At 38.9% G+C, this 13,311-nt stretch carries 11 protein-coding genes; all 11 read left to right on the forward strand.

The features are described from left to right. The first annotated feature begins 32 nt into the window (after window positions 1–32). The 11 genes from MHB84_RS27340 (at window position 33) to MHB84_RS27390 (ending at window position 13,288) form a co-directional block, all read left to right on the forward strand. On the forward strand, window positions 33–1,433 hold the full coding sequence (locus MHB84_RS27340; RefSeq protein ID WP_076288816.1) for a Sapep family Mn(2+)-dependent dipeptidase: 1,401 nt from the start codon (window positions 33–35) through the stop codon (window positions 1,431–1,433). A 142-nt stretch (window positions 1,434–1,575) separates the two neighbouring features. Then, complete coding sequence (locus tag MHB84_RS27345) at window positions 1,576–3,438, forward strand: sensor histidine kinase (RefSeq protein WP_076288815.1); 1,863 nt, start codon at window positions 1,576–1,578, stop codon at window positions 3,436–3,438. Beyond that, a complete protein-coding gene (locus MHB84_RS27350) occupies window positions 3,416–4,960 on the forward strand; it encodes a helix-turn-helix domain-containing protein (RefSeq protein ID WP_076288814.1) in 1,545 nt (514 codons plus the stop codon). The genes MHB84_RS27345 and MHB84_RS27350 overlap by 23 nt, the downstream gene beginning before the upstream one ends. Window positions 4,961–5,185: 225 nt before the next feature. Then, window positions 5,186–6,430 carry a sugar ABC transporter substrate-binding protein gene (locus tag MHB84_RS27355; RefSeq protein ID WP_076288813.1) on the forward strand — a complete coding sequence of 415 codons (1,245 nt, stop codon included), beginning with the start codon at window positions 5,186–5,188 and terminating at the stop codon, window positions 6,428–6,430. Between the two features lie 96 nt (window positions 6,431–6,526). Then, window positions 6,527–7,396 carry a carbohydrate ABC transporter permease gene (locus MHB84_RS27360; protein WP_076288812.1) on the forward strand — a complete coding sequence of 290 codons (870 nt, stop codon included), beginning with the start codon at window positions 6,527–6,529 and terminating at the stop codon, window positions 7,394–7,396. Next, window positions 7,396–8,232: a carbohydrate ABC transporter permease gene (locus MHB84_RS27365; RefSeq protein WP_076288811.1), complete on the forward strand. Its 837-nt coding sequence runs from the start codon at window positions 7,396–7,398 to the stop codon at window positions 8,230–8,232. Before MHB84_RS27360 ends, MHB84_RS27365 begins: the two co-directional genes overlap by 1 nt. A gap of 48 nt (window positions 8,233–8,280) precedes the next feature. Further along, complete coding sequence (locus tag MHB84_RS27370; RefSeq protein ID WP_076288810.1) at window positions 8,281–9,894, forward strand: glycoside hydrolase family 13 protein; 1,614 nt, start codon at window positions 8,281–8,283, stop codon at window positions 9,892–9,894. A gap of 51 nt (window positions 9,895–9,945) precedes the next feature. Then, the gene (locus MHB84_RS27375) at window positions 9,946–10,920 is read left to right on the forward strand and encodes an aldo/keto reductase (RefSeq protein WP_076288809.1); all 975 of its coding nucleotides are present in this window, start codon (window positions 9,946–9,948) and stop codon (window positions 10,918–10,920) included. 81 nt (window positions 10,921–11,001) lie between these two features. Then, window positions 11,002–11,616 (forward strand): DUF1349 domain-containing protein, encoded by a 615-nt coding sequence (locus MHB84_RS27380; protein ID WP_076288808.1) that lies wholly within the window; start codon window positions 11,002–11,004, stop codon window positions 11,614–11,616. Between the two features lie 370 nt (window positions 11,617–11,986). Then, window positions 11,987–12,568, forward strand: coding sequence for a TetR/AcrR family transcriptional regulator (locus MHB84_RS27385; RefSeq protein ID WP_076288807.1), 582 nt, complete (start codon window positions 11,987–11,989; stop codon window positions 12,566–12,568). A 105-nt stretch (window positions 12,569–12,673) separates the two neighbouring features. Continuing rightward, window positions 12,674–13,288, forward strand: a complete 615-nt coding sequence (locus tag MHB84_RS27390) for an isochorismatase family cysteine hydrolase (RefSeq protein ID WP_076288806.1) — start codon at window positions 12,674–12,676, stop codon at window positions 13,286–13,288. The last annotated feature ends 23 nt before the right edge of the window (window positions 13,289–13,311 follow it).

The following is a 13,311-nucleotide window of genomic DNA, read 5'->3' on the forward strand; positions in this document are numbered from 1 at the left end:
GAACAAGATACTCCAAGATCGGGGGGAAGTAAATGAGAGGTTTTGTTATTGAAGAACAGATTGAACAATGGATGGAGAAGCATAAGACAGAGCTATTAGAAGACATTGCTGGATTAGTAAGTATTCCAAGTGTGGCAAGCTACGCTCCATCCTCTCCTTATCCTTTTGGGGAGAAATGCGCAGAGGCTATTCAGTATATATTGGATTTAGGTCAACGATATGGTTTGCAGACGTTTAATCGGGAGTATTATTGTGCAGAATTTCGTATGGGAGATGAGACAAAGCGGTCAATAGGAATTTGGGGGCATGTCGATGTTGTTCCTGCAGGGGAGGGGTGGAGCTACCCACCTTTTTTTTGTACACAAAAGGGAGATTTTCTCATAGGCAGAGGAGTACAAGATAATAAAGGTGCAGTCATTGCTGTTCTATATGCACTTAGATTTATTCAGGAACTGGGTATCCCCCTAAACTATCAGCTTCAGCATATTATCGGTAGTGGTGAGGAAATAGGGATGTTGGATGCTGCGTATTATCTTAAGCATTATCAAGCCCCTGATTTTAATATTGTGGCGGATAGCGGATTTCCGGTCTGTTATGGAGAGAAGGGAATGCTCTCTGTTACCTTATGCTGTGATATTGCTGATTCATCAATCCTTCGCATACAGGGGGGAGTAGCTTCTAATAGTGTACCTGGTTATGCTGAGCTTATTATACGACGTGATAAAGCAGCCGCTGCCAAATTAAGCCTCCTGCCATCTCATATTCAGTATAGTCAGACGGATGAAGAGATTAAATTATTCGCAGTTGGCAAGTCCGGGCATGCCGCGTTTCCTCAAGGCACTAGTAATGCGATAGCGATCCTTCTTGAGCCATTGTTACGGACTACATGGTTTGAGGAGACTACACACTACCAGCTTGAGAAAATTTATGACATTTGTAAGCATTATGATGGACGGGCATTAGGGATACATGGTGAGGATAAGCTATCTGGAGCTTTAACATGCGTCGGAACTTTATTACAAGGACGGAATGGAAGACTTGAGATAGAGTTAAATATTCGCTACCCTATTCATCATTCATCCAAGATGCTGCTGCAGCAGTTACAGGAAAGTGGTTTTACCCTGACTAATGTTCATGACAGTGAGCCGAGTTATTATAATCCTGATACGCCAGAGGTTAAGTGTCTCATGCAAGTATATCAGGGCGTAACAGGAGAGCAAGCGGAGCCATTTGTAATGGGTGGAGGTACTTATGCCAGAAAACTGCCTAATGCGGTAGGCTTTGGCCCTGGTTTGCCGACCGATGTGTCATCACTTAACTTGCCTCCTGGTCATGGTCAAATTCACGGCCCAGATGAGGTGCAGTCTATTCCTAATCTGATCACTGCATTAAAGATTTATATTGTAGCACTACTAGAGCTAAATGAGCTGTAAATCTGCCTTATCGAGAAAATCCAGACAACAGTTTCTTCGCTTTAGAAGCTTCTTTGGTGTGCTGAGGGATGATCTCCGATATGTTACAAGTTTCCTTATTGCTGTGCTACAATGTACGGGGGAATGAGTGGAGGATGCCTAGATGAAGCTTGTCAAAGTGAGTATTATAACAAAAATTATTGTTAGCTTGATCGTAGCGACAACTGTTCCATTCATTATTTCAAATTATTTGTCGTATCAGATTACAGGCAACTCAATCAAACGTCAGTTAGTTGAGCTGAATCAAAATTCGATGTCAATTACGATGTCAGCATTGCAATCTTATTTTCATGAATTGTCACTACTTGGCTTGACGTACTTTTCTGATCCTGAGCTTGTGAGACTATTGTCGGAAAAAAAACCTCAAAATCCTGCTGAAAGTGTCTATATTGAGCATAGGCTTGAAAAAATATATGCGAATTATAGCGAGATTGGTGCAGTTTCTTACAAGAGCGCGCTAACAAACAAGCAGTTTAATATTCGAAATCATTATAATGAAATAGTGATTATTCCTGACTTTAAAGATCATGAGATGTCAGATGCACATAGTGAGCTGAAGCAACCGTTTCAAGTTACACTTAATAATAGAGAGCCAAGATTGCGTGTCAATAAGCCATTCATAGATATTTATACTCGAGAAGTAATCGGTTTGACTACCTTTGATGTAAAACCATTACAAATCAAAAATTTCCTTACTTCCTTAACAACAAGTGAGCAAGGACCTGTATACTTATTTATCGGAAATAATCTCGAACTACTCTATACAACTGCAGATGAGAAGGATTCGACCGAGCTATCACTCTCAAAAGGAGTTAAACAACCCACGCAACAGGAGACTGCACAAAAAACTAGAGAAGCATGGCAGATAGAACTTTATCAAAGGCTTCATGCACCCCAACTATCTACAGATAAAGGGGAGATTCAAACTACTGAAGGCAGTTATGTCTATTTTAACAAGACAGATGAAAATGGTTTAATCATGACAATAGTTAAGTTTATACCTCGCACACTTATTAATAAGGCACGTAATTCTGCACTTGGTAAAACTTTGTTAATTCAAGCAGTTTCGATTATTTTTATTTCCATTTTGGCGACTTTAATCTCTTATTACATGTTGCGTAGGATTAAAATAATGTTTCAGCACATTAAGCAATTGCAAATGGGTAACTTTCAACTAAAGAGTAGGCCTGTACAGAAGATACCGGATGAGTTAGATTTGTTGGACATTAGATTGCACGAAATGGCTGGTGAGTTAGACGAGCTATGGAATAAGCAATATCGTCATCAGCTTGAGTTATCGCAAGCTCGCTTGAAAATGCTGCAAGCTCAAATCAATCCTCATTTCTTATATAACACGTTGCAATCGATTGCAACTTTAGCAATTAAATCTAAAGCTCATGACGTCAGTGATCGACTTGCTGACTTTGCAGCTATGTTTCGCTATTCTATGGATATTGAGAACGAGGATGTTTCACTAGAAGAAGAAATCGAACATATACAGCATTACATGGTACTTCAGCAAGGTCGCTATAAGCAAAGGCTTCAATTTGAGTTAGAATATTCAGATGAAGCGAGTCGTGTTCTTGTACCCAAAATGACTTTGCAGCCGCTTGTTGAGAATAGTATTATACATGGTCTAGAACGAGGAAATGGTCAAATTCATATTGTGGTAAACATTGCTTTGACTAAGCATTCATTGTTGATAGAGGTAATTGATAACGGAAAAGGCTTTACAGATCAGCAAATTGAACAGGTCAAAGCTGGTTTCATTGAGCAAGTTGTTGTTGTATCGGAGAAGCGTGGAATTGGCTTATCCAATGTATTGAAGCGATTAATGCTTTATTATGGAAACGAATTCACTTGGTCGATTTCTAGTGAGCCCTATAAAAAAACCATAGTAGAATTATCCTTGCCAATTGAATCATCAAGAGAGGGACAAGCAGATGAAGTTATTAATCGTAGATGATGAAGAGCATGTACGTGAAGGTGTTGAGCTATCGATTGATTGGCAACATTATAAAATCAATCAAATATTTATGGCCGAAAATGGATTAGAGGCATTGGAACTTGTACGGAAGCATATTCCCGAGTTAATAATTTGCGATATGAGCATGTATCTTATGGATGGCACAGAGTTTTTAGAGAAGCTTCGGGAGGAAGGCTGGGGCTCCAAAGTTATTGTACTAAGTGGTTATCAAAAGTTCCATTACACTAGGGCAGCTCTGCTAGCTAACGGTGTGGATTACTTACTAAAACCATTTAAAATTCGTGATCTGGAAAAAGCTATTCAAAAAGCATGCAATCAAATAAAACAAGAGCAGGAAGTAAGGCTAAAGGAACTTAGCACTAATTTTCGTTTAAATGAAGTAAATAATCTTGTTATGGAGCAGCGGTTTTCTCGCTTAATTGAGGAAGAACAGGTGTCTAAAGAAGAGCTTAATACCTTTCTTACTACCATTGGAATCAACCCTGATTATTTTTATGTTGTTACTTTTTTGCCCAGAAATAAAGATGCAATCGTAAAGAAACATTTTGCTCGAGACGAGCAACTGTTTAATTATTCGATGAAAAATATTGTTAAAGAGCTGGTTGAATCGCTGGGTAGTTGGTATGTGCTTCAACATGAAGAATTTATCATTGTGTTTATAAGTTCAAATTATTTACTTGTAGATATAGAGGCATCAGTGAAAAAAATACAGGATGCATGGAAAAGAACTTTGCGCCTATCTTCATTTTCTGGTTTCTATAAAATGAGCCTGACAGCTAGTAGACTTCAATTCGCTTTGTTTGAGGAAAAATCGATGATTCTTAATTGCAATATTTTTGATCATATTAAGAGTGGCCGAAAGTCATCAGTCATTAACTTTTTTATAGATAAGGAACGAGTTATTTTAGAAGCAATTCTCGCAAAAAATAAGCAATATCTTCATGAATTGGTTGAGTCTTTTAAAATGGAGTTGGCTTCGTATGAGTTTGTAAGCATAAGAGAGCTTCAGCACTATACCGTAGAAATCAACCTTCTGCTCGTGCGAATTTATAGTCAAATTAACAGTGATAACTTTCATGAGACAATGCCGCTTTGGATATCACAACTGGAAGAATGGACTTCAAAACTCAAACAAATTTTTAGTGATATGCTAGAGTCAATCAACTACAGTAGGCTGGAAATAACTCATGTTCAGTCTATCGCTACGGTAAGAAATTACATTAATGATCATATGAAGGAAGAGGTAACATTATCGGGTTTGGCAGAGATATTTCATTTTTCACCGCAATATCTGGCGAAAAAGTTTAAAGAAGAGTATGGCACAACGATTATGAACTATCTTACTCAATTAAGAATAGAAAAAGCATACTCCTTGCTAGATCATACCGAGTTATCTATTCAAGAAGTTGCGAGTGAAAGTGGCTTTGAAAATTTAAATTATTTCAGTAAAGTATTTAAAAAACATACTGGTATCACACCTAGCGCTTATCGAAAGAATTAAATATGTAGCATAGAACACATTCGTTTCCAGAGTACTGCTGTCAAAAATATTGACAGCAGTTGTTGGAAATGAATGTGTTTTATTATTAATACTTTTATTAAGCAATTCAGATTCATAATTTACTCATTTAGGCGAATATTACACCTGTAACCGGTAATTTTTTATAGTTATAATCAAGCTTGTGTTGTGAAATAAATTCCAAATACGTGATAGGGGGAAGAATTAATGAAGAGAAGATGGGGTCTTGTATTACTTACTACTATGCTTTTTATTTTTTTAACAGCATGTAGTAACAATACGGATGAAGGAACAGGTGATGGCGGAAATAATGGTGAGAAGCTTGCCAAAATTTCTTTATTCCAAAGTAAAGTTGAAATTGCTGAGTCACTTGAGAACTTGGCATCTAAGTATAAAAAAGAAACAGGAAATGAAGTTGAGGTCTGGGGTTCCGCAGGTGATTCCTACATTACACAGTTACAAACAAAGTTAGCTGCTAATGAAGGTCCAACCATTTTTTCTGTGCAACAAGGTGTTGAAGCTGAAAAATTTGCATCATATTTCTATGACATGACGAATGAATCTTATGCTAAGTATATCGTTCCAAATATGGAATTGGAAATTGACGGTAAGATTGTAGGTGTTCCAATTGGAATAGAGGGGTTTGGGCTCGTTTACAATAAAAACTTATATGATCCTTCAACTGTTAAAGACACAAAGTCATTAATACAAGCTCTTGAAAAATTTAATGCTGATGGTATCAACGGTTTGGGTCTATCTCAAACAGCGTATTTCTTGATTGGACATATTATTAACGCGCCATTTGCATTGCAAGAAGATCCTGTAGCTTTCATTAAGAAAGTAAACAAAGGTGAAGTTGATTTGAAAGAAATACCAGAATTCCAGGAGTTCTCCGAATTGATGGCAGCTATTCGTGCTTATACGGTTAATCCACTTGAAGTAACTTATGATAGACAAATGGGTGATCTGGCAACAGGTAAAACTGCAATTGTGCACCAAGGTAACTGGAGTTACAGTATGCTTGCTGACTATGATGATATTAATATTAGTATGGCTCCTGTTCCGATCGTTGGAAACGATAAATTGGAAGTAGGCATCCCAGCTGGTTGGGTTATCAATAATAAAGCATCTCAAGAGCAAATTACAGCAGCTAATGCTTTCTTAGAGTGGTTGTATACTAGCGAGACAGGTAAAAATACAATTCTTAATGATTTTGGGTTTGTTCCAGCGGTTACAACGATTGAACCAACTGGTTTAGATCCGTTATCACAGCAAGTTTATGAAGCAGCACAATCTGGGAATACAATTCCTCGGGCTTTGAATTACTTCCCACAAGGAATTATCATTAATGATCTTGCACCGCTAGCATCTGAATTTTTCCTTAATCCTTCAATGACCCCAGAACAATTCCTTGATAAACTTCGTGAAGTATGGTTGAAAGCAGCTAATTAAGACAATGACATACATTGTTGAAAGCCTAAACCCTTATAAAAGGTGTTAGATGTTCCTACTTTCTTCTAAGTAAAACTTGATAAAAGGGAGTTTCGTATGCCAAATAAAAAACTATGGTATTTCATATTCACTATGCCGCTGTTTTTGGTTTTTTTAATTGTTGTTCTTGTTCCGTTTTTGATTGGAATTTACTATTCCTTCATTGAATGGGGGGGGATTGAAGGTACCCCTAAAGTATTTGTTGGTTTTGATAATTACACTGCCTTGTTGCAGGATGAGCGTTTTCTTGCATCTTCGTGGAATACAATAAAATTCACTATATTCGCATTGGTTAGCGTCAATTTATTGGGTTTAGTTTTTGCTTTGCTGGTTACTTCTGGATTCAAAACAAGTAATCTTGTTCGCACGCTATTGTTTATGCCGAATCTTATTGGTGGCTTGATTCTTGGATACATCTGGCGCTTCATTTTTACGGATGGAGGTAACCAAATAGGGTTATTAACTGGATTGGATAATATATTCTTTAATTGGCTTATAGATCCAAATTATGCTCTGATTGCATTGGTGGTTGTCTTCACTTGGCAGATGGCAGGCTATACGATGGTTATCTATATTGCTGGTATTCAAGGGATTTCTGATGAAGTAATGGAGGCAGCTAAAGTTGACGGAGCAAATATATGGCATCGCATGACCAAAATCGTATTTCCGTTATTAATGCCATCGTTCACGATTTGCTTATTTTTAACTTTGTCGGGCGCGTTCAAAATCTATGATGTTAACTTGTCATTAACTAATGGCGGCCCAATTCACCATACCGAGTTGTTTGCTATGAATGTATTTAATGAGATATTTGGATATGGTAATTATGGGCTTGGTCAAGCAAAAGCAATTCTGTTCTTTATCGTTATTGCGGTTGTAACGATTACTCAAGTCATCATTACCAAGCGAAGAGAGGTGCAGATGTAATGAGTAAAACTAAAAATGGAATACTCTCTTTGTTAATCGTCATTATCTCACTGGTGTTTTTATCACCAATTTACATTGTGATTGTTAATTCATTTAAAACACGGGCTGAATTATATGAAAATGTACTCTCTTTACCAAGCACGTTCAGCTTCGAATATTATATAACAGCAATTAAGAAGATGAACTTCCTAGTTGCACTTGGAAATTCACTATATGTGACGATTGTAACTGTTATTTTTGTCATTGTGCTTGCTTCAATGACGGCATGGATGCTTGTACGTCGCGACAATGTCATGAGTAAGATCATTTTTTTCTTGTTCGTAGCGACGATGCTTATTCCATTTCAAACTTTAATGATGCCACTTATGCAAGTCATGGATTGGATACGTACTCATTTACATTTGCCTGTTCTTAATACGCATGGCGGACTGATCTTTATGAATATTGGCTTCCACGCTGGCATGGCTGTATTTCTATATCACGGTTTTATTAAATCAATCCCTGTAGCTTTGGAGGAGGCGGCTGTTCTAGATGGTTGCAGTACATTAGGCGTATTCTGGAAAATTGTATTTCCTTTACTAAAAAGCATATCTGTCACAGTAGCGATTCTCGATGTTATTGCTTCATGGAATGATTACTTGCTTCCGTCACTTGTGCTATCTGAAAAAGGTTTGCGAACTATTCAGTTATCAACGTTCTATTTCTTCGGCGAGTTTACAATTGTTTGGAATCAAGCGATGGCAGGCTTAACATTAACCATTATCCCTATAGTTATTTTTTATGCTATAGCACAAAAATATATCATTAAAGGGATTGCAGCAGGGGCAGTAAAGTGAAATTTATCATTTGTACAAGCCAGATGAATTGCAAAGGGGAGAGCATAAATGAACAAAACATGGTGGAAAGAAGCGGTTGTCTATCAGGTGTATTGGCGCAGCTTTTATGACAGCAACGGCGATGGATATGGGGATCTTGAGGGAGTATACAGCAAGCTTGATTATATTCAAAGCCTTGGTGTGGACGTCATCTGGCTGAATCCATGCTACGAATCGCCTGACGTAGACAACGGCTACGATATTGCGGATTACCGTTCGGTTATGCCAAAGGCGGGCACGATGGCCACGTTCGAGAAGTTACTGGCTGCCGTCCATAATCGCGGAATGAAGCTTATTATGGATTTAGTTGTGAATCACACCTCTAATCAGCATGCTTGGTTTCAGGAGTCGCGATCCAGCATCGAATCTACAAAGCGTGATTATTACATTTGGCGCAAGCAACCGAATAATTGGCGTTCCTACTTCGCCCCCTCCGCTTGGACATACGATGAAACAACGGGCGAGTATTACTTCCATTCCTTCTCTGACGAGCAGCCGGATTTGAATTGGGAGAACGAGAAGGTACGGGAGGAAGTCTATGATTTTATGCGTTTTTGGCTGGATAAAGGGATCGACGGCTTCCGGATGGATGTCATCAATTTGCTTGCCAAAATTCCGGGCTTCCCGGACGCCGAGCGGCCCGAAGATATTTCTTATTTGGGCAATAACCCGGGAATTCACGAGTATCTGCAGGAAATGCACGACAAAGTGTTAAAGCATTATGATGTGTTTACGGTCGGCGAAATTCCGTTCGTGAACCCCGAGGACGGCGTGCTCTATGTCGGCGAGGAACGTGGGGAATTAAACACGCTTTTCCACTTTGAAGTGTGCGATTATATGGCCCATTGGGATTTGCAGCGCTTCAAGAAAATCCAGGATCGCTGGTACGAGTGCTTGTGGGGGAAGGGGTGGAACTCCCAATTTTTGAACAATCATGACCATACGCGGGTTGTATCGCGATTCGGTAACGATACCGAATATCGAGAACAATCGGCCAAATGCTTCGCCACCCTCATCCACACCCTGCCGGGCATGCCTTATATTTATCAAGGCGAAGAAATCGGGATGACGGGTATCCGGTTCGATTCTATCGACGAATATAACGATATTGCGATGAAGAATAAGTATAAGGAAGAGGTCGGAAAAGGCCGCGATTCGGAGGCAGTACTGAAGGAGCTTCAGCATTTGTCTCGCGATAATTCCCGCACTCCTATGCAGTGGAATGCTGGATCACAAGCCGGCTTCACGGAAGGACAATCGTGGATCGACGTCAATCCTAATTACAAGGAGATCAATGTCGAACAAGCTCTGGCGGACGAGAATTCGGTTTTCTATTACTACAAGCAACTCATCGCTTTAAGAAAGAGTAACGAGGTCATGGTTTATGGCGAGTTCGAGACATATCTGGATCAGCATGATCAGATTTATGCTTATACAAGAACGCTCGGAGAGGAGTCGTGGTTGGTGCTGCTGAACATCTCAGAGCAACCAGCGACTTGCAGCATCTCTGATCTCGGCGTAGGGAAGCTGGGCGATATCGTCGTCGGCAATAACCCTGAACGAACCAATCAGGATGCGGTGATCGATTTCCTACCTTACGAGGCTATTGTATATCGTGTGTAAGAAAAACATGTTTTAAGAATGACAAAAACATCATGATATGGAGGATGGAAAATGAAACCATTGCAATTGGAAAAACGAGGAATATCCACAAGTCGTATGGTGATGGGATGTATGGGATTGGGCGGTGGTTGGAATCAAAATCCAATCACAGAAGAAGATATAAAGCAGGCCCATCAGGCAGTTGATGCAGCACTCTCAATTGGTATTAATTTTTTTGATCATGCGGATATCTATACCTTTGGAAAGGCAGAAATAGTATTTGGGCAAGTCTTAAAGGAACGTAAAGATCTGAGAGAAAAAATATTAATTCAATCTAAATGTGGTATTCGATTCGAAGACGGTCCGGGAAGGCCCGGAAGATACGATTTTTCTTCTGACTATATTCGCAACAGCGTCGACGGAATCCTAAAAAGACTTGGAGTTGAATATATTGATTTTTTACTACTACATCGTCCAGATCCACTGATGGAACCGGAAGAAGTGGCTGAAGTAATTCATGAATTAAAAGAATCAGGTAAAGTAAGAAACTTTGGTGTCTCAAATATGAGTGCAGCACAAATCAAACTGCTACAATCCTATTCTAATGAACCATTAATTATCAACCAACTGGAGATGAGTCTGGCTAAACTTGATTGGTTGGAAATGGGAGTACTTGTAAACCATAATGAACGTATAAATGCTCATTTCCCTGAAGAAACTTTAGAATACTGTCGTCTGGAAAATATACAAATTCAAGCCTGGGGATCTTTAGCACAAGGGCTGTTTTCGGGAAGAAATCTAGATGGTCAATCCGAATCTATAAAAGAAACAGCATTACTCGTTAAAGATATGGCTGATCAAAAACAAACATCACCTGAGGCAATTCTATTAGCATGGCTAATGAGACATCCTGCAGGGATTCAACCTATTTTAGGTACTACTAGACCAGACCGTATTCGGAAATGCGGGGAGGCAATGAACCTAACGATGACGAGAGAAGAGTGGTATTCTCTATTTGTAAGTTCAAGAGGCAGACGACTACCATAGGAGAAATGTGTTGTTGTCCGTATACAATATACGATGACTATTAAATCAACAATACTCACAATAGAGTTGCTGGAGGTAGTTATGAATCAGGTGGATTTTATAAATGAAGATATTGGAAGCGTTGATATAAAAGGTTCTGTTGAAAAAGTTGATACAGGATACGATGTAATTGCAGGCGGGCAAGACATTTGGGGGAGGTCAGATCAATTCCATTTTAGCTATGTAACGATTCATGATGATTTCGATATGGCAGTAAGGTTAGAATCACTTAGTATGGCCGATCTCTACACGAAAGCGGGCCTTATGGCTCGTAAATCTTTACTTGCTGATAGTGAGCATGTATTCTTTATGGTTTTTCCTGATAATAGCTCACGAAATAAAAATAATGGTGGTTATGAATTTCAATATCGGGAAAAGTCTGGCGGTGATTCTTTAGCAATATATCCTAAGGATTATAGCTCAGAACCAGCAGAGTTCCCAATTAATTATCCAAATACTTGGTTAAGGCTAAAGAGGTCTGGTAATGTTTTTTATGGATTCTATAGCACAGACGGTGAGACATGGATATTATATGCGATTCATGAAATGAAAATTGACCGAACTGTCTATTTAGGGTTAGCTGTCACTTCGCATAATGAGAACAATACGGTGAAAGCATCATTTAGGGATATAAAGATCACAAATAACTCCATATGAGTGATAAGGTAGAAAAGTCATTGTCTTTTACAGGCAATGGCTTTTCTAATTACAAAATCATAAAAGTGGTGGGATAAATCATATACCAAGTTTGGTTAGAAAGTTGAATTAGCAGGAAAAATCTTCTAAAAGTACGAGTGTTAGCGTGTTGGATAATGATACTATATTATTTGTGTTAGCTCGATACTTTTAAGTAAGATGAGGTGTCCAGTAATGTCGAGGGACAAGAACATATTGCCTTTAAAGTAGCTATTATAGCGGCTTTGGGACTGCTAGTTACATTGATCACGGATTTAAGAACGATCGGTCAACAATATTCTTGACCGATCGTTCTTAATATGCTAAATTTGCTTTGAAAGGAGAGGAATGAATGGCCAGAGCAAAGGAATTTGATGAAGATGCTGTTTTACTTAAAGGCATGGAGCTATTTTGGGAACAAGGATATGAGAAAACATCCATGCAGGAACTAGTATCACATATGGGAATTCATAAAGGGAGCATGTATGATACCTTTGGCGATAAAAAAACCTTGTATATCAAAGCGTTAAAGCGATATAGCGATAAGTTAGAGCAATCATATAAACTTCGTATGGTTGGTCTTTCTGCCAAGGAAGCGATAGGAATGTTGTTTGAAAGAGCAATTCAACCGGGAGAGGAGTTTCCTTCAGGCTGCTTTATAGTGAATACTGCAGTTGAATTGGCAAAACATGATTCTGAGGCAAGAGATTATGTTCATCAGTTTTGGGATTATACTGAACAGTTAATACGTGACGTTATAATAGCAGGTCAACAATCCGGGGAACTTTCCAAGACGCTCAACGCGGAATGGCTTGCTCAATTTTTTAACAATTCACTGGTAGGACTTCGCGTTATGGTTAAAACTATTACGGACAGGGAAAAATTACGACAAATAATTGAAATGAATATGTCGTTATTAGAGCATGAAAAATAATCTGAATCTTGGTTAAAAAATTACGTGGTCAGAACATCACATGAAGGCGTGGGTTTACCTTTCTGATAATAAACTATTGATATCAATAAAAAGGAGTGCAGATGCATGACAAACGTATACGATAAGACAAAAACAGGGCTTCTTTTAGTTGACCCATACAATGATTTCTTATCACCTGAAGGCAAAAGTTTCCCTCGTGCTAAAGAAGTAGCAGACTCCGTACATTTGCTTGAGCATTTAAAAGAAATCGTTAGCGCTGCTCGAGAAGTTGGCATTCAAGTTTTCTTTGTTCCTCATCACAGATCTGAACCCGATGATTTTGAGAATTGGCTGTACCCAACACCTTATCAGCTTGGCGTTAAAGAAAGACAGACATTTGCTAAAGGTTCATGGGGAGGGGAATTCCATCCGGATTTTCAACCTCAAAAGAGCGACGTAATTATTAAAGAGCACTGGGGAAGCAGCGGCTTCGCAAACACTGACCTGGATCATCAGCTTAAAATGCATGGTGTACAAAAGATAATCGTTGTTGGTATGTTGGCCAATACGTGCATCGAAGCGACAGCACGCTTTGGCATGGAGCTTGGTTATCATGTCACACTTGTAAAAGATGCAACAGCTGCTTTCAGTAAAGAAGCTATGCGTGTGGCGCATGAAATTAATGGCCCTACGTTTGCACATGCCATTTTAACAACAAAAGAACTTCTTGCTGAGATGTAAAAGTTTATAGATCTTACTTTAGA

This window comes from Paenibacillus sp. FSL F4-0087 (genome assembly GCF_038020215.1).
Taxonomy (GTDB): domain Bacteria; phylum Bacillota; class Bacilli; order Paenibacillales; family Paenibacillaceae; genus Paenibacillus; species Paenibacillus taichungensis.